Source organism: Streptomyces sp. NPDC024698, from assembly GCF_055559015.1.
This window is the reverse complement of record NZ_JBVHLK010000010.1, coordinates 87,632-112,397: the sequence shown is the minus strand read 5'-3', so window position 1 is coordinate 112,397 and position 24,766 is coordinate 87,632. Positions and strand designations below refer to the sequence as shown.

21 protein-coding genes and 1 pseudogene are annotated in these 24,766 nt (G+C 72.7%); 8 read left to right on the top strand and 14 right to left on the bottom strand.

Features of this window, described 5'->3' with window-relative positions; genetic code table 11:
- Positions 1-14: 14 nt before the first annotated feature.
- The 4 genes from ACZ4AA_RS23145 (at position 15) to ACZ4AA_RS23130 (ending at position 1,885) form a co-directional block, all read left to right on the top strand.
- Complete coding sequence (locus ACZ4AA_RS23145) at positions 15-473, top strand: GNAT family N-acetyltransferase (protein ID WP_467605609.1); 459 nt, start codon at positions 15-17, stop codon at positions 471-473.
- A 183-nt stretch (positions 474-656) separates the two neighbouring features.
- Complete coding sequence (locus tag ACZ4AA_RS23140) at positions 657-1,052, top strand: pyridoxamine 5'-phosphate oxidase family protein (RefSeq protein WP_467605605.1); 396 nt, start codon at positions 657-659, stop codon at positions 1,050-1,052.
- A 199-nt stretch (positions 1,053-1,251) separates the two neighbouring features.
- A complete protein-coding gene (locus ACZ4AA_RS23135) occupies positions 1,252-1,608 on the top strand; it encodes a PRC-barrel domain-containing protein (protein WP_467605602.1) in 357 nt (118 codons plus the stop codon).
- A 103-nt stretch (positions 1,609-1,711) separates the two neighbouring features.
- Positions 1,712-1,885, top strand: coding sequence for a hypothetical protein (locus tag ACZ4AA_RS23130; RefSeq protein ID WP_467605599.1), 174 nt, complete (start codon positions 1,712-1,714; stop codon positions 1,883-1,885).
- 52 nt (positions 1,886-1,937) lie between these two features.
- Here ACZ4AA_RS23130 and ACZ4AA_RS23125 read toward each other — a convergent pair whose 3' ends face one another.
- The 3 genes from ACZ4AA_RS23125 to ACZ4AA_RS23115 are packed head-to-tail and all read right to left on the bottom strand — an operon-like array spanning position 1,938 to position 5,457.
- Complete coding sequence (locus ACZ4AA_RS23125) at positions 1,938-3,434, bottom strand: pyridoxal phosphate-dependent decarboxylase family protein (RefSeq protein WP_467605597.1); 1,497 nt, start codon at positions 3,432-3,434, stop codon at positions 1,938-1,940.
- Positions 3,434-4,798: an MFS transporter gene (locus tag ACZ4AA_RS23120; protein WP_467605594.1), complete on the bottom strand. Its 1,365-nt coding sequence runs from the start codon at positions 4,796-4,798 to the stop codon at positions 3,434-3,436. The genes ACZ4AA_RS23125 and ACZ4AA_RS23120 overlap by 1 nt, the downstream gene beginning before the upstream one ends.
- Complete coding sequence (locus ACZ4AA_RS23115; protein WP_467605591.1) at positions 4,795-5,457, bottom strand: TetR/AcrR family transcriptional regulator; 663 nt, start codon at positions 5,455-5,457, stop codon at positions 4,795-4,797. Before ACZ4AA_RS23115 ends, ACZ4AA_RS23120 begins: the two co-directional genes overlap by 4 nt.
- 226 nt (positions 5,458-5,683) lie before the next feature.
- Between ACZ4AA_RS23115 and ACZ4AA_RS23110 the strand changes: the two genes are divergently transcribed.
- Positions 5,684-6,424, top strand: coding sequence for a DUF4142 domain-containing protein (locus ACZ4AA_RS23110; RefSeq protein WP_467605587.1), 741 nt, complete (start codon positions 5,684-5,686; stop codon positions 6,422-6,424).
- A 21-nt stretch (positions 6,425-6,445) separates the two neighbouring features.
- On the opposite strand, the gene ACZ4AA_RS23105 is transcribed toward ACZ4AA_RS23110, so the two are convergent.
- The 7 genes from ACZ4AA_RS23105 to ACZ4AA_RS23075 all read right to left on the bottom strand — a co-directional run bounded on the left by ACZ4AA_RS23105 (position 6,446) and on the right by ACZ4AA_RS23075 (position 15,825).
- The gene (locus tag ACZ4AA_RS23105) at positions 6,446-7,099 is read right to left on the bottom strand and encodes a nitroreductase family protein (protein WP_467605585.1); all 654 of its coding nucleotides are present in this window, start codon (positions 7,097-7,099) and stop codon (positions 6,446-6,448) included.
- Positions 7,096-8,001, bottom strand: coding sequence for a UbiA prenyltransferase family protein (locus ACZ4AA_RS23100; RefSeq protein ID WP_467605583.1), 906 nt, complete (start codon positions 7,999-8,001; stop codon positions 7,096-7,098). Before ACZ4AA_RS23100 ends, ACZ4AA_RS23105 begins: the two co-directional genes overlap by 4 nt.
- 142 nt (positions 8,002-8,143) lie before the next feature.
- Complete coding sequence (locus tag ACZ4AA_RS23095) at positions 8,144-9,130, bottom strand: ScbA/BarX family gamma-butyrolactone biosynthesis protein (protein ID WP_467605580.1); 987 nt, start codon at positions 9,128-9,130, stop codon at positions 8,144-8,146.
- An 11-nt stretch (positions 9,131-9,141) separates the two neighbouring features.
- The gene (locus ACZ4AA_RS23090; RefSeq protein WP_467605578.1) at positions 9,142-10,086 is read right to left on the bottom strand and encodes a nucleoside-diphosphate kinase; all 945 of its coding nucleotides are present in this window, start codon (positions 10,084-10,086) and stop codon (positions 9,142-9,144) included.
- Positions 10,083-11,309, bottom strand: a complete 1,227-nt coding sequence (locus tag ACZ4AA_RS23085) for an SDR family oxidoreductase (RefSeq protein WP_467605574.1) — start codon at positions 11,307-11,309, stop codon at positions 10,083-10,085. The genes ACZ4AA_RS23090 and ACZ4AA_RS23085 overlap by 4 nt, the downstream gene beginning before the upstream one ends.
- 53 nt (positions 11,310-11,362) lie before the next feature.
- Complete coding sequence (locus ACZ4AA_RS23080) at positions 11,363-13,015, bottom strand: nucleotidyltransferase domain-containing protein (protein ID WP_467605571.1); 1,653 nt, start codon at positions 13,013-13,015, stop codon at positions 11,363-11,365.
- Complete coding sequence (locus tag ACZ4AA_RS23075; RefSeq protein ID WP_467605568.1) at positions 13,012-15,825, bottom strand: phosphoenolpyruvate synthase; 2,814 nt, start codon at positions 15,823-15,825, stop codon at positions 13,012-13,014. The genes ACZ4AA_RS23080 and ACZ4AA_RS23075 overlap by 4 nt, the downstream gene beginning before the upstream one ends.
- 501 nt (positions 15,826-16,326) lie before the next feature.
- Between ACZ4AA_RS23075 and ACZ4AA_RS23070 the strand changes: the two genes are divergently transcribed.
- Together ACZ4AA_RS23070 and ACZ4AA_RS23065 are read left to right on the top strand one after the other, a co-directional pair.
- Complete coding sequence (locus ACZ4AA_RS23070; protein ID WP_467605564.1) at positions 16,327-18,219, top strand: arabinofuranosidase catalytic domain-containing protein; 1,893 nt, start codon at positions 16,327-16,329, stop codon at positions 18,217-18,219.
- 127 nt (positions 18,220-18,346) lie between these two features.
- Positions 18,347-18,652: pseudogene (locus tag ACZ4AA_RS23065) on the top strand (ribonuclease BN); the annotation flags it as partial.
- A 39-nt stretch (positions 18,653-18,691) separates the two neighbouring features.
- Here ACZ4AA_RS23065 and ACZ4AA_RS23060 read toward each other — a convergent pair.
- The 4 genes from ACZ4AA_RS23060 to ACZ4AA_RS23045 all read right to left on the bottom strand — a co-directional run bounded on the left by ACZ4AA_RS23060 (position 18,692) and on the right by ACZ4AA_RS23045 (position 23,084).
- Positions 18,692-19,504, bottom strand: a complete 813-nt coding sequence (locus tag ACZ4AA_RS23060) for a hypothetical protein (RefSeq protein ID WP_467605561.1) — start codon at positions 19,502-19,504, stop codon at positions 18,692-18,694.
- A 148-nt stretch (positions 19,505-19,652) separates the two neighbouring features.
- Positions 19,653-20,390: a YoaK family protein gene (locus ACZ4AA_RS23055; protein ID WP_467605557.1), complete on the bottom strand. Its 738-nt coding sequence runs from the start codon at positions 20,388-20,390 to the stop codon at positions 19,653-19,655.
- Between the two features lie 487 nt (positions 20,391-20,877).
- On the bottom strand, positions 20,878-22,488 hold the full coding sequence (locus tag ACZ4AA_RS23050; protein ID WP_467605555.1) for a glycerol-3-phosphate dehydrogenase/oxidase: 1,611 nt from the start codon (positions 22,486-22,488) through the stop codon (positions 20,878-20,880).
- Positions 22,485-23,084 carry a TetR/AcrR family transcriptional regulator gene (locus tag ACZ4AA_RS23045; RefSeq protein WP_467605551.1) on the bottom strand — a complete coding sequence of 200 codons (600 nt, stop codon included), beginning with the start codon at positions 23,082-23,084 and terminating at the stop codon, positions 22,485-22,487. Before ACZ4AA_RS23045 ends, ACZ4AA_RS23050 begins: the two co-directional genes overlap by 4 nt.
- Positions 23,085-23,158: 74 nt before the next feature.
- Here ACZ4AA_RS23045 and ACZ4AA_RS23040 point away from each other — a divergent pair, with 74 nt between their 5' ends.
- On the top strand, positions 23,159-24,748 hold the full coding sequence (locus ACZ4AA_RS23040; RefSeq protein WP_467605545.1) for an FAD-binding oxidoreductase: 1,590 nt from the start codon (positions 23,159-23,161) through the stop codon (positions 24,746-24,748).
- The last annotated feature ends 18 nt before the right edge of the window (positions 24,749-24,766 follow it).

Genomic DNA, 24,766 nt, shown 5'->3' with positions numbered 1-24,766 from the left:
ATAGCGTGATCGTCATGGCTGACTGGGAACTTCGTCCGGCTGCGCTTCGCGACCTCGATGCGGTCGTCGAGCTGCGTGCCGTGGTGATGCGGCCGGATCTGGAGCGGCTCGGCCGCTATGACCCGCACCGCGTGCGGCAGCGACTGCGGGACGCTTTCGACCCGGCACACACCTGGGTGATCGAGGTCGGCGGCGCGTTCGCCGGGTCCGTGGCCCTGCGGCCGGCGGAGGACGCCCGGTGGCTCGAGCACTTCTACCTGGCGCCCGGTCTTCAGGGACGCGGTATCGGCTCGGACGTGCTGAGCGAGCTGCTGGAGCGGTGTGATCGCGCCGGTGCCCGCGTCCGGCTGAACGTGCTCCGGGGCAGTCCGGCCCGGCGGCTGTACGAGCGGCACGGGTTCACCGCGCGGGCGGAGGACCCGGTGGACGTGTTCATGGCGCGCGAGCCGCTTCCGGGGCGCCGAACCGGCTGACGGAGGCCGACCCGGCCGACGGACGCGGACACGGGATCGGGGTGCCTGACGGCCGTCGGGCACGAGGGCGGCCTGCCGTCCGGCACGAGGCGGGCCTTTCGGCTCCCCCGCAGTAGGGCCGACCGGCCCTGTTCGTTCCCGGCGGGGCGGAGGGACCATGGCGGGATGTCCCAGGAAGACCCAATGCACCGACTCGACCGGCAGGAGTGCCTCCGCCTCCTGGCGAAGGTCCCGGTCGGCCGCGTGGTGTACACCCGGCAGGCGCTGCCCGCGGTCCTGCCGGTCAACTTCTGTCTGGACACGGACGACTCCGTCCTGCTGCGCACCTCGTCGGACTCCGAGCTCGTCCGCGCGATCGACGGCGTCGTGGTCGCCTTCGAGGCGGACGAGTTCGACGCGCGGAGCCGGTCCGGCTGGAGCGTGGTCGTCACCGGCCGGGCCGCCCTCGTGACCGACCCGGCCGAGCACGAACGGCTGGCGCAGGTCGGCCCGACGTCCTGGACGCCGTTGCGCAGGGCGGTGTTCCTGCGGATCGAATCGGAGATGGTCACCGGACGCGACCTCCGGAGCCACGCCTGACGCCCGACCTGACGTCTGACCTGACGTCCGGCACCTGATGCCTGACACCTGCCCGCGTCACCTTGATCAGGTCCCGCCCGCCCGGTCGGATCCCGCGGACGGGTCCGCCGGTTCCGGCCGTGCCGGAGCGGCCCGGTGTGCGCCATGACAGGGGCATCAGACCCGCGATCGGGGGTACCCCGCTCTGTGGAGGTGCAAGATGTTCGAGGCAGGTGACATCCGCGAATGGCGTGGGCACGACGTGGTGGACCCCGACGGTCACAAGATCGGCACCCTGGAGTCCGTCTACGTCGACACGGCCACCGACGATCCGTCCTTCGCGACCGTGACCGTGGGCCTGCCCACGCGCCGTCGCCTGGTGTTCGTGCCCCTGCACCGCGCGACCGTCGGGCCGGGCTATCTGAAGGTCGCCCACGACAGGAGCCTGGTGCGCAACGCCCCCTCCATCGACACGGACGGCGTGCTGCCCGCCACCGACGAACCGGAGGTCTTCGCGCACTACGACCTCAAGTACACCCCCGGCCTCCAGGGCGAGCGCCGGCTCGCGCGTCGCTGACCCGCGCCGAGAGCCCGTCCGACGGACCAGTCCGGGAGCCACCCCATGGACTTGTCCGGGAGAGCCGTCCCCTGGACCGTTCCGAGAGCCGCCGGGAGAGCTGATGAGCCTGTTCCTGTTCCTGATCCTCGTCGCCCTCGTCCTGGGCATCATCGGATTCGCCGTCCACGGACTGTTCTACCTGCTGATCATCGGCTGTCTCGTCCTTCTCGCCGCTCTCGTCCACGCGGGCCTGCGGCTGCGGCGGGGCGGCCGCAAGCATCGCGTGGCGAGGTGAGGCGCGGTGAGGTCCATCGGCCGAAACCGCCGCCGCACCCGGGGAGTTGCTCTCAGCCGCCCAGGTACGGGCTGTAGAGCGCGGACAGGAAACGGGTCACGATGACCTCGCGGGTCGCCGCAGGAAGGGCGTCGAGGAGCCGGTTCACCGGGGCCATCCGGGCCGCGTTCTCGCCGCTGAGGTCGACGCCCGCGGCCGGGAGCAGCGCCGCGAAGGACGCGTTGTCCAACTCGGTCAGGTCCACCTGGGTCAGCAGGTCGACGATGTCCGCGGGCGGTGTCGCGGGCCCCAGCGGACGGACGACGTCGACGCAGGCGCGCAGCACGGCGAGGAGTTCGTCGACGCCCCGCTCGCTGACCCCGGTGAGGGTCAGGTGCAGGTTGGCCGGGAGACCGTCGAGGCTGAGCTGCGGCTGGAGGAAGAAGCCACGGGCGCGGCTCTCGTCGGCGAGGGCGAAGAGGTCGAGCGGGGTCCCGGCGGCCGGATCGGTGCCGATGGCGACGAGGGTGGCCTCGGGGGTGCCGAGCACGGTGAGGCCGTCGATCTCCTCGACGCCGCTGATCAGTCTGCGGGTCGCGGACAGGGCGGCACGGCCCAGTTCGCGGTAGCCGTCGGCGCCGAGGGCCTGGAGCGTGGCCCACGCCCCGGCGAGCGGTCCGGCTCCCTTGCTGCTCTGGATCGTGGAGTTGACGACGCTGTAGCCGGGCCAGGTGGCGCAGGCGTAGTAGGCGTCGAGGCGCAGGGCCTCGTCACGGAACAGCAGGACGGAGGCGCCCTTGGGAGCGTAGCCGAACTTGTGGAGGTCGCAGGAGAGGGAGGTGACGCCGGGGACGGAGAGGTCGAAGGCCGGGACGGGTGCTCCGGCCTCGGCGAGCCAGGGCAGCAGCCAGCCTCCGACGCAGGCGTCCACGTGGCAGGGGATGCCCCGGGCGGCGGCGTCGGCGGCTATCTCCGCGACGGGGTCGATGACGCCGTGGGCGTAGGACGGGGCGGAGGCGACGACGAGGACCGTGTTCTCGTTGCAGAGGTCGGCCATCGCGGCCGGGTCGGCCCGGTAGGTCACGGGGTCGACGGGCGCGGTGCGCACGGTGACCCGGAGGTAGCTGCCGGCCTTGTGGAAGGCGGCGTGGGCGGTGACGGGGACGACGATCTCGGGCGCGAGGACGTCCGGGCGGGCGTCCCGGGCGGCCTTCACCGCGAGGATGATCGACTCGGTTCCGCCGCTGGTGAAGATACCCGGCGTGGTGTCGTCGCCGCCGAGGCGGGCGGCGGTCGCGCCGACGACCTGGCGTTCGAGGGTGACGATGCTGGGGAACGCGGTCGGGTCGAGACCGTTGACCTCCATCATCGCCAGGTAGGCGCGTTCGGCGGCCTCGCGTACTTCGGGACGGCCGCTGTCGTAGACGTAGGCGGTGGTGTTCCCGCCCCGGGTGGGCAGGTCCGCGGCGGTGAGGACGGCGAGTTCGGCGAGGAGGTCGGCGCCGGAGCGGCCGGTCTCGGGCAGGCCCGGGTGAGCGGCCGGGGCGGTGGTCTGCCAGGGAGTGGTCATCAGGTGGTTTCCGTTTCTCGCACGGCGCGGCGGCGGCCGTAGGCGCGCAGCGCGGGCAGGGAGAGCAGCATGAGCAGGGCGGGTACGAGGCTGAAGCCGAGGAGGATGCCGGTGCGCGCGGTGGCGGTCTGGGCGACGGGGTGGTCCAGGGTCGAGGAGACGAAGCCGGTGGCGGCGAGCGCGATCGAGTACGCGCCGGGTCCGGCCGCTAGGCCGACCGTCTCGCCCGCCGTCCACAGTCCGGTGAACGCGCCGGACTGGACCTGGCCGGTCCGCTCCGCGTCGGCGTGCACGGTGTCGGGCAGCAGGGCGAGCGGCAGCACCTGGAGGGCGGCGTAGCAGACGCCGAGCAGTCCGCAGAGTACGAGCGTCAGGGCGACCGCGGTGGTGCCGCCGGCCGCGCCGACGGCCGGGAACAGGGCGACCGCGCCGAGTGCGTAGCCCGAGGTCGCGACCGTGAGGCAGCGCAGCCGTCCCCAGCGTCCGGCGGCCTTGGCCCAGAGGGGGACGGCGACGGCGCTGGGGGCGACCAGGCAGACGAAGAGGATCGAGGTCAGGCCGTAGCCGCCGAGGCGGTAGGTGGCCACGTACGGTGCGGCGGCGAGCATGATCGCGACGGCGGCGGCCTGGAGCACGAAGGAGAGCAGCAGCGCGAAGAAGGCGCGGTTGCCGCGTGCGGTGCGGAAGGCCGCGACGAGTCCGAGGGGTTCGGGTCCGGGGTGTGAGCGGACCCAGCGGGTGCCGAAGGCGGGGATCAGCAGGACCGCCGCGACGACGAGGCCCACGGTCAGCCCCATGGTTCCGTATCCCTGGCGACCTCCGCCCGCGAGGTCGACGACGAGGGGGGCCGCGCCGCCCGCGACGAGGATGCCCACGGTCAGGAAGACGATCCGCCAGACCATGATCCGGGTGCGGACCGACGGCACCGGTGACATCTCGGCGGGCAGGGCGACGTAGGGCACCTGGAACAGGGAGAAGGCGCTCGCGGCCAGGACGAAGGTGACCGTCACCCACACCGCGGCGCCCGTGCCGGTCATCGGGGACAGGAACATGGCCGCGAACGCGGCGGGCAGGGCGAGCCCGCCGGCGACGAGCAGCCGGGTGCGGTGGCCGGTGCGCACGGCCTCACGGTCGCTGGCGGCTCCGACCAGCGGATTGAACACGGCGTCCCACGCCTTGGGCAGGGCGACCACGAGTCCGGCGATGCCGGCGGGGACGCCGAGGGCGTCGGTCATGAAGTAGAGGAGCAGCAGGCCGGGGACGGTGGAGAAGATTCCGGTGCCCACGGAGCCGAGCCCGTAGACGAACAGGCGGCGCCGGGTGAGTTCGCCGACGGCGGCCGGGGGGACGAGGGCGGTCGTCATCCGCGCTCCCGCTCACGCGGTTCCGGGGCGCCGAGCCCCAGGTCACGCAGGACGAGGGCGCGCAGATGGGCGCGGAAGCGCGGCACCTCGGCGCGGATGCCCGAACGGCAGAAGCCGTGGGTGCTCCACAGCACCGTCCAGACGGTCATCTCGACGTCGGCGGGCGCGGTGGAGTCCGCCCGCGGCGCGGCCGGGACGGCCCCGCGCACGGTGTCGCGGACCGCTTCGACGAGCGGTCGCGCGTAGGCGGCCTCCAGGTCGGCGAACTCGGCGGCGTCCGAGAGCCAGCGGCGCATCCACAGGGCCGGGATGTGCGGCTGGTCGAGACAGAAGTCGAGGTAGCGGTCGACCAGGCCGGTGACGGCCGCGACCGGATCGGTGGGCGCGAGTTCCCGGAACGCGGCGAGCGCGTCGGTCAGCACCCGCTGTTCGGCGAGGTGGGCGCGGAGCATGACCTCGCGGTAGAGGTCGGGCTTCCCGCCGACGTGGTAGGCGACGGTGGCCATGTTCAGCCCTGCCTCGGCGGCGATCCGGCGGGTGCTCGTGCCGTCGTAGCCGTGGTCGGCGAACAGGGAGGTGGCGGCCGCGATGATGCGTTCGCGGCTGGCGTCGGCCGGCGGTGGGGCGGGCGCCGGCGGGACGGGTGGCGAGTCGGACATGGCGAGGAGGCTATGCGGCCGAGAGCCCTCGATCAATCGATTGATGGAGAGAATTTCGCGAACCGCGCCGGATGCCTCGCCACCCTGCCGTACGCTCCTGCCGGACCTGTGTGTCGACTGTGACGCACGACACAGCAGGGAAGCCAGATTTTACCCAGCAAAATGATCAATGGCGTCGTGACATCCGTACCCCCTGTGAAATCTGATCAATATGTCGGGAGGCATCATGCCCATCTCACGCAACTTGGCAGGAACGGTCTTCGTGGGCGGCGCGGTGACCCTGACTCTCGCCGCACTCGTGTACCCGACCATGCTGGGCTACCAGACCACGGCCAGCGCCCAGACCCGGGTCATCTCCGAGACCCAGTGGGGTCCGCTCACCGAGGGCGACCGCGACTTCGTCGTCAAGGTCCGCGCGGCCGGGCTGTGGGAGTACCCGCTCGGCGAGATCGCGCTGAAGAAGGGCTCGACACCGGCGATGCGGGAGGCCGGCAAGCACCTGATCGTGGGTCACGCCCGTCTGGACGAACTGGACCGCAAGGTCGCCGCCCAGCTGAACATCACGCTGCCCAACCAGGCGTCCCCGCAGCAGCAGCAGTTCATCGCCACCTCCGTGGCCCAGAACGGCAAGGCGTTCGACACGACCGCCGCCAACATCCTGCGCATCACGCACGGTTCCATCTTCTCCGTGATCGCCAAGGTGCGTGCCACGACGAACAACTCGCTCGTACGGGAGCTCGCGGACCTCGCCAACGACACGGTCCTCGACCACATCACCATGATGGAGAAGACAGGCACCATCGACTTCAACCAGGTCAACGCCGCGCAGAGCGCCCCGCCCACGCTCCCCAAGGACCAGCTCACGCCGCCGGCTCCGGCGCCGGGCGCCCCGACCGTGGTCCTCACCCCGCGCCCCGACCTGAACGTGCACACCGACACCCCGACGCCCAGCCCGACGGTCGGCTGAGCGGGCGGGCCGTCGGCGTCCTCAGACCGGGCGGGTGCCCTGCCAGGTGTTGTGGTGCAGGACCTGGTCCAGGGGCAGGCGCGGCCCCGGCCGGAACGTGGTGCGCAGCGGGTGGGCCGTCGGCAGCAGGGCGCCCTGGCGGACCGTCGGCGGCAGCCCCAGGAGATCGGCCACCTCCCGCTCGCGGTCCAGGTGGACGGCGGTCCAGGCGGTGACGAGACCTCGGCTGCGGGCGGCCAGCGCATAGCTCCAGGCGGCCGGCAGCAACGACCCCCACAGACCGGCCTGGTTGCCCGGGGGCAGCCGTCCGCCCGGCACTTCGAGGCAGGGGATGACGAGAACGGGGACCCGGTGCATCCGGTCGGCCAGGGCACGGGCGGCCGTGAGGACCGAGCGTGCGGCGCCCCGTTGATCCGCCGGCCGTTCGCGGGCGGCGGCGTTGCGCTCGTAGAACGCGGCGCGGTACACCTCGGCGACGTCCGCGCGCACCTGCCGGTCGGTGAGCACGAGCCAGCGCCAGTTCTGCCGGTTGTTGCCGTTCGGTGCCTGAAGGGCGATGCGCAGACAGGTCTCGACGACGGCCGGGTCCACGGGCCTCTCCAGGTCGAGCCCATGCCGCACCGATCGGGTGCTGGTCAGCAACTCCTCACAGGAGAGGCCGAGTTCCTCGCTCACGGCAGCAGCACCGAGCGGACGGTCAGCGCGAGGTGGGTGACGGCGACGAAGGCGATCGCCGTGGACATCGGCCATCCGCCGCGTCCCGCGGCCAGGAACCGGCGCGTGCCGTGGACGGGAAGCAGGACCGCCAGGCAGGGCAGAAGTGCGAGCGGGCCCCGGGACGCGAACAGCAGGACCTCGCAGACGACCGCTCCGGCCGCGAAGCCCGCGCTCACCCCGGCCGCGCGACGCGGACCGAGTGCGGACGAGTACAGCCCGGCGCCCGGCCGTGCCTCCCAGGCCGTCTTGCGGGCGAACTCGAAGTGCAGGAAGACGCAGGCGCACAGGGCGAGCAGCAGGGTACCCCGCCGGTCGGCGGTGACGGTCCCCGCGGCGACGAGCGACCCGTAGACATAGCCGCCGAGGAGCAGTTGGACGGGGAAGGTGACGGCCAGGCCGAGCAGGGCCCGGTCCCGTACCGCGGGAACCGTCCGTTCCAGCAGGGCGGGGAACAGCCCGTACCCGAGAGCCGCGAGGATCAGCAGGGCGTCGGTCACCGAGAGGGCCAGGTTCAGTCCGGCCACCACGGCGGCGATCGCCGCCATCGCGAAGCGCAGCTCGGGCCCGGTGATCGCGCCGGTGACGAGCGGTCGGTCCGGGTGGTGGACACGGTCGTGGGCGAGATCCTTCTGCTCGTCCAGCATCCGCAGGAACAGCAGCGCCAGTACGACGCTCACGACCCGGATGCCGGTGGCGCCGGAGGGACGCCAGGGCGTACCCGCCAGGGTCACCGCCGAGCCCTCCAGCGCGAGAACCCACAGCAGTCCGTAGGAGGCGTAGAGGTGCGGCGGGCACCTGCGCAGCACGAAGCGGCCCAGTCTGGCGGGTACGCGCGGGGTGGCGACGGCGGTGATGGTCATGGCGTCCCTCCGGTCATGGCGTCGTTCCCCGTCGTGGCGGCTCTGCCGGTCGTGGCGGCCGGGCGCTCGGTGCGGCCCGGCCGGTCGGTGCGGCGCGGGTCGTGTGCACGGGGGCGTGGGAAGCGCTCGAAGTCCGTCGAACTCATGCGGCCCTGCGGGCAGTCGGCGCCACGAGCGATCGCGCGGGACCGGACTCGCCGTCCGCGTCGGCGAGTCTGATCCGGGCCTCGGCGGTCAGGGAGCCGGGATGACGCAGGGTGCATTCGATGTCGGCGCCCGCCACGGCCGGAGCGGTACGGCACTCCAGCGGCAGATCCATCTCGGCGAAACGGCGGAACCGCGCGGCAAGGGCGACCGGCAGCGGGCTGGAGGTGCGGACCGTTCCGGCGGACACCGAGGCACGCAGGGCGAGTTGGCGGAAGGCCTCCAGCTCCAGCATGCCGGGCACATGGTCCACCCAGTGGTCGTAGAGGGTGGGATGCGTGGTCTCGGCGAACAGGTGCGCTGTGTGGGCGCCGTCGTCCGCCGTGCGCGGTGGGGAGATGACCGTGTTGGCCGGGGTGCGCCTGCCGACGAGCGCGGGTTCGACGTGTGTTCCGCGCAGGGGGACGGGCACGGCGGGCAGTCCGAGCGCTCCGCGCTGCCGGGCCCGCAGACGCGTCCAGTCCTCGGGCGGCATCCAGGAGTAGTCGATGCGGGCCAGCAGTGCCTCGCGGGCGCCGATGGAGAGGGCGAAGCGGAGCCTGAGGCCGCGTACTTCGGCCCGGGTGCGGAACCGCCGCTCGATGCGGGTGGTGATGACCGCCTCGGTGGGCCGGTCACCGCGGGTGAGGGCCGCCGGGTCAGGCACCTCGAACTCGACGGCCCGGAGCAGGAACTTGTGCCCGAGCCGCACGCCGAGGTGGCGGTGGGCGACCACGAAGATGCCCTGCCGGCACGCTTCGAGGAGCAGGAAGGGGTCGTGGTGGGTCCGGGGGCCCAGCGTGTCGTCGTAGAAGGCGTGCCGGCGCGGGAAGCGCGCGGCCAGCAGGATCTCGTCCTCGCACCGGCGCTCGGCGTCGGTGAGGAAGACCTCCGCGACCGCGGAGCGGTGTACCAGTTCCTTGGGGAGTGTCCGGGTGAACTGCATGGCGCGCTCCCTCAGTTCGCGGTGGCGCGGACGGTGTCCAGGTGGCGGCGCCAGGTGTCGGAGTCGGCCCCGTCCAGCACGGGGGTCCGGCCCGGCTGCCGCATGGGCAGCACCTTCGAGCCGACGATGACCGCGTCCCACGGGTCCAGGACGATCCCCCGCCGCCAGGCGGTCTCCAGCAGCGTGCGCGGTGCGGCCGAGGGGTCGGCGCCCGGGTGCCGGGACACGGTGTCGCGCAGGCGCGCGACGGCGGGGGCGAAGTCGAGGTCCCGGGGTGCGGTGGCCGCGTACAGACGGCCGGTCAGTTCACGGGCGTGCGCACGGCCGTCCTCGTCGGCGAGGGCGGAGCGGAAGAGCCGGTCGCGCTCCCCTGCGTCGAAGTGGACGGCCAACTCGCGCAGGACGTCGGCGGGTTCGTCGGGAGTGTGCACCAGATTCAGCAAGTAGCTGTAGCGGCCCAGGAGATGGCGCAGTTGGCCGGGCCGACGGGCGTCGGGGTCGGTGGGTCCCTTCAGCCGGGTCAGCTCGACGGAGGCGGGCACGTCCAGGTCGTGGACGGGGCGGACGAGCAGGACCAGGGCGTCGGCGTCCTCCAGGAAGAGGGCGGCCAGTCGCCTGCGGTAGGGAGTGGCGAGGTTCCACTGGAAGTACCACAGGGAGCGGATCATGGTGCGGGTCAGCCGGGTGACGGCCGCGCCGACGATCCGGAAGCCCTGCCCGGCCAGCCAGTCCGCGGCCGTCTCCAGCCTGCGGGCCACGACGGCGTCGGGCTTGAGCAGCAGCAGCGCGTGCCGGTGGGCGAAGCCGGTGATGTCCCCGGTGAGGTCGGCGAGTTGGTCGTGGCTCTCCTGGTAGTAGGTGTCGGCGCCGTAGAGGCGTTGCTTGTCGGGGTGGCAGGTGAGCAGCGGGGAGACGGGTATGCCGTAGGAGGGTTCGGCACAGGGGGCGGGGGTCATCGTCGGGTGCTCCCGTCGGGTCGGGCGGCGGAGGGCTCCTTGCGCGGGGGCGGGCCCAGGTAGCCGGTCGCGAGGCAGTGGTCGAGGAGGCGGCGCAGATAGGAACGGGCGCCCGTCGTGGGCGGGCGGTGGCCGAAGGCCTCGGCATGGGTGGCGTCGAAGCGGACGCGGCACCGGAAGTAGGGGGCGTACAGGGACACGACCCGCTCGTAGTAGGGGCGTTCCGGGCCGGGCAGGGCCTGGGCGGAGAACGCGGACGGCGGGACGAACCGCGGCACGTGCAGGGACGGGTACTCGGCGAGGACCTCGGACATGTCCCGCAGGGTCAGTTCGTGGCCGACGGCGTGCAGGGTGCGGCCCTCGGCGTCCCGGAAGCGGGTGGTGGCCGCGGTCACCAGGTCGGCGACCCGGTCGACCGGCACCAGGTCGAGGACGGCGTCCTGACGGCCGGGCACCGTGCGCACCAGGCCTCTGGTCAGGACCCGGAGCACGGGGTAGATGGTCTTGAGGTCACGGACCCGCCCGGTGCGGGTGGCTCCGGTGACGATGCTCGGACGGACCACGGTCACGGGCAGACCGTCCGCCGCCGCCTTGCGGACCAAGGTCTCGGCGGCCAGCTTGCTCTTCTCGTAGTCGTTGGCGGGGCGTTGGCCGAGGTCGAGTTCGTCCTCGTACGCGATGCCGTCCCGTTCTCCGCACACATAGGCGGTGCTGACGTGCACCAGGGGCGTGCGGGCCGCCAGGGCGACGCCCAGGACGTTCCGGGTGCCCTCGACGTTGACGCGCTCGTACCGGCCGGGCCGCAGTCCGAAGTCGGTGACGGCGGCGCAGTGCACGATCCGGTCGGCGGTGGCGGCGAGGCGCCGGTCGTCCTCGCTCAGGCCGAGGCCGGGGCGGGTGATGTCGCCGGCGATCCGGGTGAGGGCGCCGGGAGCGGCGGTGAGCTCTCTGCCGTTGTTGCGGACCAGATCGCCGTTGTGGTGCAGCACGGCCAGCACGCGATGTCCGGCGGCGGTGAGCCGGGCGGTCACCTCGGCGCCGACGAAGCCGCTGGCTCCGGTCACCAGCACGGTCATCGGTCCGGAGGCCCCCGATTCGGGAGTCGTCGGGGCGCAGGCCGCTGGTCCTGAAGCGGTCGGGTCGAGAGCCGTCGGACCGGAGGCCATCGAGTCGGAAGCCATCGGGTCGGAGGCCCTCGGGTCGGGTTTCGGCTGATCGGACATCGGTGAATCCTCCGCGTGGAACGTCGGACGGGATGCTCGCGAGACAGGCGCCGTCACCAGGCCTGATGGGGCTGGGCCCCGTTGCCGGCCAGCAGATCGCGGGCCTCCTCGATGGGCAGCTCCGCGCCGAGGTGGGCGCCCAGGCGCAGCCAGTCGTGGCCGAGTTGCAGCGTCGCCCGCCAGGTGGCCGCGGAGTCGAAGGACAGCGGGAAGGAGTCGGCGCCGACGGCCGCGCGCACCAGGGCGATGAACCGGCGCAGCTCCGCGCGCAGTGCGTCACCGTCCTCCGCCGACTCCACGCCCCGCGCCAGCAGTTCACCGGCGCGCACGCCGATCGGGGCGGTGGCGGCGGGCAGCAGGTGCATCCGGCGTACGAGGTCGGCGTCCGCGGGCAGCGGGTTGACGCCGTGGGCGCTGAACAGTCCGCGCAGCGCCGCGTGCACGGCGCGGCGCCCGGTGAGTTCGGCCACGCGCCGCTGACCCCGTTGCAGGGCTCCGGTCAGGTCCTCGACGGCGTTCTCGACGACCACGTTGGACCACACCAGGGCCATGGCGGCCGCGGCGAACCGGTCGGCGGGCAGGGGTATCAGATCGACGGCGCGGGACCCGGTGACGGCCGCGCCGCGCACCGACAGCAGGGGCTGCTCGGTGGAGGGCGGCGGGGTCAGGGGGCCGGACGGGGCGGCGAGGGGAAGTGCGGGGGTGACGGTACCGCCGCCCTTCCAGGAGAGGCGGACCAGCCCGTAGCGAAGGAAGGCGGCGAGCAGCGGACCGGGGTCGGTGACGCCGGTGGCGGCGCTGTCGGCCAGGACGCGGGGCAGGGACCGGCCCAGGACGAGGGAGCGCCACACGGTCGCGGCGTCGGCGCCGAGGGCGAACACATCGCGCCGGCCGCGGACCACGTGGACGCGTTCGCCGGTCTGCCAGGTGGTCACCCGGGCCACGCGTGCGACGGTGAGCCGGTCGGGCCGGCGGGGGACGTCGGTCAGGCCGAGGTGCTCGGCGAAGTCGAGGCAGGCGGTCAGACGGGCGTGGGCGGCTGCCGTGTCGCCCCGGGGAACGGCGGCCGACTCCAGTTCCCAGTAGCGGTCGCGTATGTCCGTCCGGCCCGCCCGGTCGAGCTGCATCGACAGCCACTTGGGTTCGAGGTAGGTCTCGCCGAGGCCCGCCGCCCAGGACTTGACGCTCTGGACGAGCGCGGCGCGGGTCCAGTCGACCGCCTCGTCGCTCTCGCCGAGGCACTGGAGTGCCATCGCGTGGCGCAGGGACTGCCGGGCCCGGTGCGCCCACCAGTCGGCGGTGATCCGGCGGAACCGCTCGACGGGCAGGAGCGCCTTCACCTCCTCGACAAGGACGTGGCCGCGCAGCGGGTGGCTGTGCAGCACGCGCTGGCAGCGGTTGAGGAGATCCTCGGAGAGCCGGGCCGGCCGTCCGGCCCCCTGCTCCACCGCCCTTAACTGTTGCGCGAGTTGGCGCACCGACCTGGTGCGGATCTCGACGCGTCTGCCGTCCACGAACAGCAGCGACGGCATGGTCGGCAGGTCCTCGTCGTGGCGGCTCACGAGGAGGAAGTCGATGTCGGAGGAGGGGTTGCCGAACCCTTCCGCGATGGAGCCCTCCAGGGTCACGGCCCACTCGGTGCCGAGCGCGAGTTCGGCGAGGGATTTGTCGAGCAGGTCCTGGAGCCGTTCCTCGGTGAGTATCACTGGGGTGTCTCCGTTCGGGGGCTGGGCGAAGGCGCGGCCGTGGCGTCGTCCGGCGCGTGCGCGAGTACGGTGACCGTTCCGGCCGCGCCGTCGACCCGGAGCCTGGCGCCGGTGCGGATCTCGGTGGTGGCGCCCTTCACCTGGACCACCGTCGGAATGCCCAACTCCCTTGCCACGACGGCCACATGAGTCAGCGGGCTGCCGCGTTCGATGACCAGGGCGGTGGCCGAGGACAGGGCGGTGACCCATCCCGGGTCGGTGCGGTAGGTGAGCAGGACGCCGCCGCCGATGTCGCGGGGGGTGTCCGTGACGACGGCCGGTCCTTCGGCGATCCCGGGACAGCAGGGGACGCCGGTGAGTTCACGGACACCGCTGGGGGCCGCCGGGCCGTCGCTCCAGCCGGCCCGTTCGAGATTGCCCGACCAGTACGGTGCGCCGCGGGTGGTGAAGCGGGACGGGGCGTGCAGCGCGATGTCGGCGGCCTGCCGGCCGCGCCGCAGTGCGACCAGGTCCCGCAGTTCGCTGTGGCCGATCATGCCCTCGTAGGCGCCCCGGACCTCCTCCAGGCGCAGGAAGAAGACGTCGTCCCAGGCGTCGATGGCACCGGCGCGCGCCAGATCGCGGCCGAGGGCGCGCAGCATGCGTTTGGCCGCTCCGAAGGCGCGGGTGCGGCAGAACCTGAGCCGTTCCCGGTCGGCGAGCGCGGCGCGGGCCTTGCCGCGCACCCGTTCGTACACGAGGCGGCGCGGCCAGGTCAGATGCTCGTCGAGATAGGCGTCGGCCTCGCCGCCGCGGTCCGGAGTACCACCACCGTCACCACTGCCCTTGCCCTTGCCGACACCTTCGCCGTCACCGTCGTCACCGGTGTCCGGCAGCGCTTCGCGCAGCAGCGTGAAGACTCCCTCCGGACTCTCGTGCAGGTCGGGGACCTCCAGCTTGAGTTCGTCGGGGCTGCGGTAGCCGTAGTCGGCGATGTACGCGTCGACGGCGCGCAGGAACCGGGTGTGGCCCGCGTCGCGCAGCGCCTGGTGGGCCTCGGAGTCGGGGGTGCGGTCCAGCAGCGCCGCCACCTCGGTGTCGGAGCGTGCCAGGGCGGCCAGCTCACGCAGTGCCCAGACAGGTTCCACGGACTCGACGGCGCCCCCTGGGGCCGCGGCGGCCCAGGTGAACCACTCGGGTGCCCCGGGCAGCCATCTGCGGGTCAGCAGGGCCAGAAGTCCCACGGAGAGCAGGATCGTCGCGTCGAGGGTCTGCATCGGGCCCCATTTTTCGATGAGTTCCCGTTGCAGCCGCCGGAATCGACGGTAGGTCTCGTCGCCCGGCAGCGCGTCGTAGTCGACATTGTTGAAAACCGCGTACGCACGATAGAAATCTCGATGAAACGTGTTCACCGATTTTCGGATGGTGAGGAATCTCGTAGCGAAGACGACCGTACGTGCCAGGCGGGACACCTGGCCGCGCAGTCCGGTCCGGGGAGTGAACGGGTGGAGCGCGTCGGCGAGTTCATCGGAAATACCTTCGGCGACACCCAGGGATTTCTCCAGAACGCGCCGGTTGAGCGGGTACAACGGGGCGAGTCGCACCATGCGGTACCAGTGGAGCAGGTTGTAGTAGACCCGCCCGTGGACGTAGCCGAGCAGGTGCGGAGTCCACTCCTGCACCTCGCGCAGCGCCTTGCCGCGGACCCCGAGGGCGCGGGCATAGCTGTCGTACACCTTGGCGTACGTGTCGGCGGCGAAGCTGTAGGTGAGCGGGGACACGACACCGCTGAAGCTCTCGATGATGTTGGAGTTGTCCCAGATCCGCAGGTCGAGGCCCGGCTCCGGCGCGGCGCCCGCGCTCTGGGCCAGGGCGGTGACCGGGCGGCTCTGGAGGATCCACAGACCGTCCTCGGCGATCGCCCATTCGATGTCCTGGGCAGTGCCGTAACAGGCGGTGATCCGGGCTCCCGCCGCGTGCAGCCGGGCCAGCCGGTCGGCGGTCAGGGACAGTTCGGCGCGGTCCCCCTCGGCGACGGGGGACACCTGGCAGCCGGGCCCCGCTCCGGCGTCGTAGCGCTCCCGTTTCTCACCGATCACCGTGGTCAGCGGCTCGCCGGTGACGGCGTCCAGGACGACGGTGTCGGCGTCGACGGCGCCCGAGACCAGCCCCTCCCCCAGCCCGTGGACGGCGCTGACGACATGCCGGTCGACGCGTCCGCTCGCCGGGTCGGCGGTGAACAGCACCCCGCTCAGCTCGGCGGCCACCATGCGCTGCACGATGACGGCGACCCCACCGGTGTCGATCGCGAGCCGGTGCCGCGCGCGGTAGCGCAGGGAGCGTTCGCAGAAGGCGGAGGCCCAGCAGCGGCGGACGTGGGCCACGACCTCGTCGAGGCCGCGGACGTTGAGGAAGCTGTCGAACTGGCCGGCGAACGAGTACTGCGCCCCGTCCTCCTGCGCGCCGGACGACCGGACGGCGACGGCTCCCCCGCCCGCCAGTCCGTAGGCCAGTCCGATGGCGTCGGTGAGCCGGTCGTCGAGCGGCGCGGCCTCGATCAGGCCGGCGATCTCGGCCGCGATCCGGCCCGCTTTCGGCTCCCAGTCGTCGGCGAACAGCCGCTTCAGGTGCCGGTCGAGTCCGGCACCGCGGCTGAATTCGGCGAATACGTCCAGTCCGATGACCGACCAGCGCGGTACTTGAAATCCGGACGCGGTCAGCGTGTGCAGGTTCTTCCCTTTTCCACCGGCCCATTCGGTGACAAGGGATTCGTCGCTCGACGGTGTGAGGACGTGCAGGGACCGGTGTTCGGGTCCCGTGGTGGGCGACAATGCGTTTCCCCTCCGAGGCTGTTGCTCGACCTCGCTCGAATGTTGCACAACAGAGCCGCTCGAAAAAACTTCGGGGGGTTGTCGTAGGCGCTTTTCGGTCGTCGTCGGCTTTTCAAATTCCGGGCCCGCGCCGCTGTGCAGGACAAACGCCCGGAGCGCGGCGGGGAACGGGACGATCCGGCCGAAGTGGGTCGACCCGGCTCCGGGGGCGGACCGGGCGCGGTGGCGGTTTCGGTGACACCGCGCCATACGTCCCCGTCGGCACCCGATCACGACAGCGCGCGGCGGACGCGACGGTCGGAGCCTGAGAGATATCGGCGTGGCCCAACAGCCGCCGCAAAGCCACACGTTCGGACATCCCGAAGGCTGGAGCAGAAAGGAAAGCAACAAATATTGACGCAATCGACCAGCGCTTGTAACTTCCGACTCAGTCGCCAGGAAGCCTGAACTCGGCTGATCCGAGGGCGAGTTGTAGCTCCACCCTCCACCTTGGGAGCACACGTGCGCAGAAGAAGATCCGCCCCTTCATGTCTCGTCTCCCCCTCCGCGGCCGGACCCGCGGCCCGGCTCCGCCGCGCCCTGCTGTCCGTCGCCGCGGCCCTCGGCCTCCTGGTGACGATCCTGGTCGGCATGCCCGGCGTCGCGCAGGCCGCGGCGTCCCAGCCCTGCGACATCTACGCCGGCGCGGGCACCCCGTGCGTCGCCGCCCACAGCACGACACGCGCGCTGTTCTCGGCGTACGACGGCCCGCTCTACCAGGTCACCCGCGTCTCCGACGGAGCGAGCGCCGACATCGGACTGCTGGCCGCCGGCGGGTACGCGAACGCCGCGCAGCAGGACGCCTTCTGCGCGAACACCACGTGCAGCATCTCGAAGGTGTACGACCAGACGTCCCGCCACAACGACCTGTTCCCCGGTCCCGCGGGCACGGCCGGAATGGGTGCCGACCGGGGCGCGGACGCGAGTGAACTGTCCGTCACCGCGGGCGGCCACAAGGTGTACGGCATCTGGATCTCCCCCGGCGTCGGCTACCGCTCGCACGGCGCCGCGTCGGGCGTCGCGGTCAACGGCCGGTCGGAGGGCGCCTACATGGTCGCCAGCGGCACCCACGTCGGCTCGGCCTGCTGCTTCGACTACGGCAACGCCGAGTCCACTCCCGCCGACACCGGCAACGGTCACATGGACGCGGTGTCCATCGCCACCACCTGCTACTTCGCCCCGTGCAGCGGCTCGGGCCCCTGGATCGAGGCCGACCTGGAGAACGGCATGTTCCAGGGCGACAACGGGTCCAACACCGCGAACAAGGGCAACAGCAGCCCGTACGTGACGGCCGTCCTCAAGAACAACGGACAGACCACGTACGCGCTGAAGGGCGGCAACGCGCAGTCGGGAGGCCTGACGACCTGGTGGGACGGGGGGCTGCCGACACGCGGCGGCTACCGGCCGATGCAGCAGGAGGGCGGCATCATCCTGGGCACGGGCGGCGACAACAGCAACTGGAACATGGGGACGTTCTTCGAGGGCGTCATGGTCGCGGGCTATCCGACCGACGCGGCCGAGAACGCCGTCCAGGCGAACATCGTCTCCGTGGGCTACTCGGGCCAGACCAACGTCCCCAACGGTCCGCAGGCGACCATCGGCGGCCCCGGCGGCCAGTGCGTCGACGTCGCCGCGGACGACACCGGGGTCAACGGCACGGCCGTACAGCTGTGGAACTGCCAGTCCTACGCCGAGGACCAGTACTGGACGCACAACGGCAACGGTTCGCTCGGCACCATCGGCCGCTGCCTGGACATCATCGGCAACGGCACCGCCAACGGCACCCAGGTCGAACTGTGGGACTGCAACGGGGTCGGCGGCCAGAAGTGGGTGCAGCGCGCCGACGGCTCGCTGTTCAACCCGCAGTCGGGCCGCTGCCTGGACTCCCCCAACGGCGCCACGGCCAACGGCACGCGCCTGCGGATCTGGGACTGCAACGGGTCCGCCGCCCAGCGGTTCTCGGTCAACGCGGGCGCACCGGTCGTCGGCCCCGGCGGGACCTGCGCGGATGTGGCCGGTGACGACAACGGCTCCAACGCGACCGCCGTCCAGCTCTGGGGCTGCCAGTCGTACGCGGTCGACCAGCACTGGTTCCACAGCTCGGACGGCCGGCTGCACACGCTGGGCCGCTGCCTCGACATCAACGGCAACGGCACCGCCAACGGCACGCAGGTCGAACTGTGGGACTGCACCACGGCCGGCGGCCAGATCTGGCAGCAACAGGCCGACGGCTCCCTGATCAACCCGCAGTCGGGCCGCTGCCTCGACTCCCCCAACGGCGCCACGGCCAACGGCACCCGGCTCCAGATCTGGGACTGCAACGGAGCAGCCGCCCAGAAGTTCGCCCTGGGCTGACCCCGCGTCAACCCCCTTGAGCCCGGCCGGACTCGACATCCGGCCGGGCCCGCGCGTCGCGGGGCTGTCCCGATGCTTTCGGCGGGGACGCCGGCCGTGGTCATCGATCCGCATGCCGAAGAGCTTGTTCTGGTGGTCGCAGTGGATGATGCTGCTGGGCGGACGGATCGCCGGAAAGGCCCTCCTGCCCGGCGCGGTGATGACGGCTGTCGGACTGCTCGGTCCGCGGTTCTTCTCGCGTCGGGTCTTCTCGCCCCTGATCGCCTCCAGCACCGTTTCCTACGGTCCTTTCGGCACCGTCCTCGTCGTCCAGTCCTGGCTGGTCGGTGTCGGCGTCGTCGTCTTCGGAACCGCGCTGCGGGGGCGGCTGACGTACGAGGAGGTATCCACCAGGGCGCGGGGCCGCCGGCGGACCTGGCGACGCGAGCGGTGAGTCAGGTCCGTGGCGACCTGAACTCCTGCGCTCACCGGGTCAGTTGAGAGCAGTGAGCGGAGGTTCCAGCTGCGTGTCCGTCGGGGATGCCGAGGTCGGCTCCCGGTCCCAGCGCAGGACGAGGATCGTGGCCGGTACCGCTACCAGGGCGCAGAGGACCACGCCCATGATCACGGCCGTCCAGGTGTCCCAGAAATGACCGGCGCAGAAGGCCGCGGCGAAGGGCACGACCACTACGCCCAGGGCCGTCGCCCTGCCGAACGGGACCCGGGGAACGACGGAGCGCCCGGTGGCCAGGCGGCGGGCCCGCCGGGCGCTGCCGAAAGCGGCGACGAAGGCCAGGACCGCCGACCAGCAGAGGACCAGGGCGGCTGCGGTGAAGGCGGCGGGGTCGTCGTCCGGCAGTCCCGAAAGCCGCTCGCCGACCTCGCCCTGGCCCACGGCGACCACGCCGTTCCGCCAGGTCGTGACGTTCACCCGCTCCCCTGTCTGGATGAGTTCGGACAGATCGCCGTGCGAGTCGAGGTCGATCGACCGGTCGGCCGGTGCCGGAACCGGAGGCCGCAGCCGTACGCGGAAGACCGTCGCCTTGCCGCTCTTGGCGTTCCCGGCGGAGAGCACCGTTCCCGGGATCGTGCGCAGGCAGCTCGCACCGTCCTCGCCCACCGCGCTGTGCCCCACGCAGGGCCGGGCGTCGCGGAAGGCCGCCTCGGTGGCGACCTTTCCGGGAACGAACGCGCTCGGCACCACCGCGACCGCCGCCAGGGCCAGTCCGAGCAGCGCCCACGCCACCGCGTGCCACCCTTCCCGCCGCATCCGCTCGGGCACCCGCCCGTCCACCGTCCGCACCATCGCTCCCAGGTCTCTTGTTCCCGGAGCATTAGGTCACACACGACGGACCGGACGGCAGGGCGGGTCCTGGAAGCGTCCTCCCCCCGCCGGGCTGCCGGTTTCCGGCAACGGACGAGCGACTGCCCTCCATGCTCGCCACACCGTGGGTTCAGCCGATGAGTTCCGGTGCGAGCAGGCGGTACCGCGCCAGGAGCACGTTCAGCGCCGCGACGATCAGGACCGCGGCGGCGATGGCGAGCAGGGCCCGGCCCGTTCCCCACGGTGTGATGAGGGTGCCGAGGGCACCGCCCGCGAAGATGCCGAGGACGGTCGCGACGAGTCTGCCCCGGGCCGCGCCCTGCTGCCCGCTCATCGCGACGGCTCCGGTGAGGCCGTGGATGAGACGGACCAGGGACACCTGGACCAGCAGGGTCGGCATGCCCGGGACGGCCGCGCGCAGAGCGGTGTCCGCGCGCAGGCCCATGGCGAAGCCGACCAGCGCGATGACCAGATTGTCCGGGTGATCGGTGAGCGAGCCGGAGCCGTGCCGCCACAGCGCCGTGGCACCCGCGAGGGCCAGAAGGGCCCCTTCCACGGTCAGGGCGGCGGCGAACCAGTGCCGGTGCCGGGCGACGAGACCGCTGGTGGTGAGGGCTCCGACGGCGGCCCCCAGGACGAAGGCGAGCAGGGCGATGGCGGGACGGGCCACGGGCAGGTCTCCCTCACCGGCGACGGCGAAGGAGAGGAAGAGCAGGTTGCCCGTGGCCAGGGCGGTGAAGACGTGGCCCATGGTCAGGAAGCTGACCGCGTCGACCGCGCCGGCCAGGACGGTGAGGGTCGCCATGACGACGGTCTGCTGGAGTTCGCGTCGCCCGGCCGACACCGGCGATCCGGCTTCTTCGCTCATGCGGTCAGTCTCGGGAACGGGGGCCGGGCGACGGCGCTGTCCGGCCCGACACGCGACGGGCGTGCCGCCAAATGGCCGGTGCGGTGCGCTCCGCGCCGGTCCGCGGGGTTTCCCCCGCCCGGGGTCGTCACGCGTACGCCCCGACACGGACCGCGCCCCCGGGCTCGCCCGCACGTGTACGCCTCCGGCACGGATCACCGCCCGGGCTCGGCCACGCGTGTGCGACCTCGACACGGAACACCACACGGGCTCGGCCACACATGTGCGCACCTGGCACGGATCACCGCCCGGGGCCAGCCACACGTGTGCAACCCCGGCACAGATCACCGCCCTGGCTCGGCCACGCGTACACACACCCGGCATGGAACACCGCCCGAGGCCAGCCACACGTGTGCGCCTCTCACATCGGTCCGCACCGCTCGGGCCCATCCTCCGGAGGCCGGGCGGGCCGTGGCCCTCGCGGGGCATCTACCCCGCGGCGGGTGTGTCAGGTCGAGCGGGACTCTGCCGTGTCGAGGGCTTCCCTGGCGGCGGGAATCGCCGCGGAACGGTCCTCCGGGATCAGGCCTATGCGGGTGCGGCGGTCCAGGAGGTCGGACTCGTCGAGGGCACCCTCGTGCAGCACGGCCCACAGCAGCGCGGCCCGCGTGACGGGGTGTCCCGGCACGACGGGCTCGCCGAGCCGGGGATCCCGGGCGGCCAGGGCGTGGACCGCGGGGGCCTCGGCGCCGTAGCGGCGGATCAGATGGCCGGGGGCGGCCAGCGCCCCGAGCCGGTGCGGGGCGGCCGCGCCGACCAGCGGCAGGGAGGCGGTCGTCGAGGGACCGGCCCGCAGGCTCCGGGCCTCGACCGCCGCGTCGACGGCGTCCTGGGCCATCCGCCGGTAGGTGGTGAGCTTGCCGCCGACCACGGTGGTCACCCCGTCCTCGGAGGTGAGGACGGCGTGCCGGCGCGAGATGTCGGAGGTACGGGCGGCCTCTCCCGAGCGGGCGGGCACGGTGTCGAGCAGGGGCCGCAACCCCGCGAAGGCGCCGACGACGTCCTGGCGCCGGACCGGGGTGTCCAGGGCGGAGCCGACCACGTCGAGCAGGAAGCCGACGTCCGACTCCGGCACCTGGGGCACGTCCGGCACGTCACCGTCGACGGGCTCGTCGGTCAGACCCACGTACACACGGCCGTCGTCCTGCGGCAGGACGAGCACGAACCTGTTGCTCTCCCCCGGGATCGGGATGTGCAGCCCGGCGGGAATCGGCCCGAACAGGTCGGCGCGCAGCACCAGATGGGTCCCCCGCGAGGGGCGGATCCGGATGCCCTCGACCAGCTCGCCCGCCCACACACCGGACGCGTTGACGACCGCGCGGGCCCTGATCTCGCCCTCCTCCCCGGTCAGTTCGTCCCGGACGCGGACCACGGTCCCCCCGAGCTCCAGCGCCCTGACCCGAGTGAGGATCTTCGCGCCGTGGAGGGCGGCGGTACGGGCGAGCGCCGTCACGAGCCGGGCGTCGTCGGTCACCTTGCCGTCCCAGGACAGCAGACCGCCGCGCAGCCCCGCGGGCCGCACCGACGGTGCCAGGTGACGGGCCTCGACCGCGGAGAGGCGGCGCGGCGCGGGCAGGGTGGCACGTGAGGTGCGGGCCGCGAGGCGCAGGGTGTCCCCGGCCCGGAACCCGGCCCAGGCCAGGGAGGCCTGGCCGCGTGACACGAGCGGGGTCAGCGGCAGCACGAAGGGCTGGGCGCGGACGAGGTGGGGGGCGGTGCGTTCCATGAGGACACCGCGTTCGACCGCGCTCTCGTGGGCCACGTCGAGCTGTCCCGAGGCCAGATAGCGCAGTCCTCCGTGGATGAGCTTGGAGCTCCAGCGCGAGGTGCCGAAGGCGAGGTCGTGGGCGTCGACGGCGACGACGCTCAGGCCGCGCGCGGCCGCGTCAAGGGCGACTCCGGCGCCGGTGGCGCCGAGTCCGACGACCAGGACGTCCACGGTGTCGCCGCCCACCGCTTCGGCCAGTTCACGGCGGCGGCGGGCGGCGGACAGCGACGACCCGGGCGCCGGGGAGACCGGGCCGGACGGACCGCCGGACGGACTGCTGGTGCGACTCATGGCGTGAGGGTCCTCTCCAGAAGAATGCGCAGCTCGTCGAGGAAGGCGGTGCTCGTGAGCTCGGGGTCGTCCTCGTCGGTCATCGTCCGCAGCGACAGGGTGAAGGACTGCACCACGAGCAGCACGGCACGGGCCTGGCGTCGCGTGGGGGCGAGCCGCACGGACCCGTCGGCGTGCCCCTGCTCCAGGGCGTCGGCGAGGAGTTCGAGGAGCGCTTCCTGACTGGCGCCGCGGCGGTCCAGTACGTACGGAAGCAGGAGTTCGGGATCGACGTCGATGATCTTGCGGAAGAGCGGGTGGGCCCGGAAGCCCTCCACGCCGGCGACGAGGCCGTCCACGATCAGGGTCCGCGTCCGCCCGTCCGGCTGCGGCTCCGGCAGGGCACGGGTCGCCACGTCGACCCACTCACGGGTCATCAGGTCACCGACGAGCGAGCGCACGTCGGGCCAGCGCCGGTAGAGCGTCATGCGCGAGACACCGGCGCGGCGGGCCACGTCGGTCAGGGTGGTACGCCGGACTCCGACCGCCAGGACGCAGTCGCGTACGGCGTCGAGGACGGGGTCACCGTCCGAGTGGTTGTGACGAATGGGCGCCATGTGTCACAGTGTAACGCCCTGAGCGGCCGTGCGGGAGCCGGCGCGTCGCGAACCGACCGATGAGGACTACGTTCATGGACATGCTGTGGAGTGGCTGGGGCGACCCGGCGAAGGCGGCACCGCTGCCCGACTCGGTGACCGGCCTGCTGCGGGATCTGCTCGGTGTGAAGCCGCGGGACACCGCCCCGCACACACTCGACGAGATCTCCCTCGCCGAGCCCCCGCCGGCCCCGGTCCTGCGCGCCCTCGCGGACGCCGTCGGCGGCGCCGAGCACGTGCGCACCGACGCGGAGACCCGGATCAGGCACACCCGGGGGAAGTCCACGCCCGATCTGCTGAGGATCCGGGCGGGCGACGCCGGGGACGCCCCTGCGGCGGTGGTCCTGCCCTCCACCCACGACGAGGTGCTCGCCGTCCTGCGTGTGTGCGCCGAACACGGCCTCGCCGTCGTCCCGTTCGGCGGCGGCACCTCCGTCGTCGGCGGCCTCGCTCCCCAGGGCGGCGCCTTCGTCGCGCTCGACCTGCGCCGTATGAACGCCCTGCTCGGCATCGACCCCGTCTCCCGGACCGCGACGCTCCAGCCGGGCCTGCGCGCTCCCGACGCGGAGGCCCTCCTCGCCGAGTACGGCTTCACGCTCGGGCACTTCCCGCAGTCCTACGAGTGGGCCACCATCGGCGGGTTCGCCGCGGCACGCTCCAGCGGCCAGGCCTCCGCCGGATACGGCCGCTTCGACGAGATGGTCCTCGGCCTCACCCTCGCGACCCCGCAGGGGACCCTCGACACGGGCCGCGCCCCCCGCTCGGCGGCCGGTCCCGACCTGCGGCAGCTGATCCTCGGCTCCGAGGGCGCCTTCGGGGTCATCACCTCCGTCACCGTGCGGATCAGGCCGCTGCCGCGCATGCGCGTCTACGAGGGCTGGCGGTTCGCCTCGTTCGAGGAGGGCGCCACCGCTCTGCGCCGGCTCGCCCAGGACGGACCGCGCCCCACCGTGCTGCGGCTGTCCGACGAGACCGAGACCTTCGTCGGCCTGGCCCAGCCCGACGCCATCGGTTCGGCCGAGGCCACGGCGAGCGCCGGGTGCACGGCGATCGCCGGGTACGAGGGAACCGAGGAGGACACCGCGCGCCGCCGCGAGGAGGCCGCCGCCGTCCTGCGCGCCGCCGGAGGCACCTACCTGGGCGCCGAGCCCGGTGAACGCTGGGCGCACGGCCGCTACTCGGCGCCGTATCTGCGCGACGCGCTGCTCGACGCCGGGGCGTTCGCCGAGACCCTGGAGACGGCGACCTTCTGGTCACGCGTTCCCGAGCTCTACGCCGCCGTGCGCACCGCCCTGACCGAGACGCTCACCGCCGCGGGAACCCCGCCCCTGGTCATGTGCCACATCTCGCACGTCTACGAGAACGGCGCCTCGCTCTACTTCACGGTGGTCTCGGCGCAGGGCGAGGACCCCGTGGCCCACTGGGCACCGGCGAAGGAAGCCGCCAACCAGGCCGTGCTGAACGCGGGCGGAACCATCAGCCACCACCACGGAGTGGGCACCGACCACCGCGCCGGGTACCTCCGCGAGGTCGGCCCCCTGGGCATCGAGGCCCTGCGGGCCGTCAAGCGGCGGCTTGACCCCGACGGCGTGCTGAACCCGGGGATCCTGCTGCCCCTCGACTGACCCGGCCGCGCCCGTCCC

Excerpts from the sequence above, each read along its gene's own strand:
- ACZ4AA_RS23130 (WP_467605599.1), top strand. The coding sequence starts at position 1,712 with ATGAGCCTGTTCCTGTTCCTGATCCTCGTCGCCCTCGTCCTGGGCATC.
- ACZ4AA_RS23055 (WP_467605557.1), bottom strand. The coding sequence starts at position 20,390 with ATGAGCGAAGAAGCCGGATCGCCGGTGTCGGCCGGGCGACGCGAACTC.
- ACZ4AA_RS23115 (WP_467605591.1), bottom strand. The coding sequence starts at position 5,457 with ATGTCCGACTCGCCACCCGTCCCGCCGGCGCCCGCCCCACCGCCGGCC.
- ACZ4AA_RS23095 (WP_467605580.1), bottom strand. The coding sequence starts at position 9,130 with ATGCAGTTCACCCGGACACTCCCCAAGGAACTGGTACACCGCTCCGCG.
- ACZ4AA_RS23060 (WP_467605561.1), bottom strand. The coding sequence starts at position 19,504 with ATGGTGCGGACGGTGGACGGGCGGGTGCCCGAGCGGATGCGGCGGGAA.
- ACZ4AA_RS23135 (WP_467605602.1), top strand. The coding sequence starts at position 1,252 with ATGTTCGAGGCAGGTGACATCCGCGAATGGCGTGGGCACGACGTGGTG.
- ACZ4AA_RS23050 (WP_467605555.1), bottom strand. The coding sequence starts at position 22,488 with ATGAGTCGCACCAGCAGTCCGTCCGGCGGTCCGTCCGGCCCGGTCTCC.
- ACZ4AA_RS23085 (WP_467605574.1), bottom strand. The coding sequence starts at position 11,309 with ATGTCCGATCAGCCGAAACCCGACCCGAGGGCCTCCGACCCGATGGCT.
- ACZ4AA_RS23140 (WP_467605605.1), top strand. The coding sequence starts at position 657 with ATGCACCGACTCGACCGGCAGGAGTGCCTCCGCCTCCTGGCGAAGGTC.
- ACZ4AA_RS23045 (WP_467605551.1), bottom strand. The coding sequence starts at position 23,084 with ATGGCGCCCATTCGTCACAACCACTCGGACGGTGACCCCGTCCTCGAC.
- ACZ4AA_RS23120 (WP_467605594.1), bottom strand. The coding sequence starts at position 4,798 with ATGACGACCGCCCTCGTCCCCCCGGCCGCCGTCGGCGAACTCACCCGG.
- ACZ4AA_RS23110 (WP_467605587.1), top strand. The coding sequence starts at position 5,684 with ATGCCCATCTCACGCAACTTGGCAGGAACGGTCTTCGTGGGCGGCGCG.
- ACZ4AA_RS23090 (WP_467605578.1), bottom strand. The coding sequence starts at position 10,086 with ATGACCCCCGCCCCCTGTGCCGAACCCTCCTACGGCATACCCGTCTCC.
- ACZ4AA_RS23100 (WP_467605583.1), bottom strand. The coding sequence starts at position 8,001 with ATGACCATCACCGCCGTCGCCACCCCGCGCGTACCCGCCAGACTGGGC.
- ACZ4AA_RS23145 (WP_467605609.1), top strand. The coding sequence starts at position 15 with ATGGCTGACTGGGAACTTCGTCCGGCTGCGCTTCGCGACCTCGATGCG.
- ACZ4AA_RS23125 (WP_467605597.1), bottom strand. The coding sequence starts at position 3,434 with ATGACCACTCCCTGGCAGACCACCGCCCCGGCCGCTCACCCGGGCCTG.
- ACZ4AA_RS23040 (WP_467605545.1), top strand. The coding sequence starts at position 23,159 with ATGGACATGCTGTGGAGTGGCTGGGGCGACCCGGCGAAGGCGGCACCG.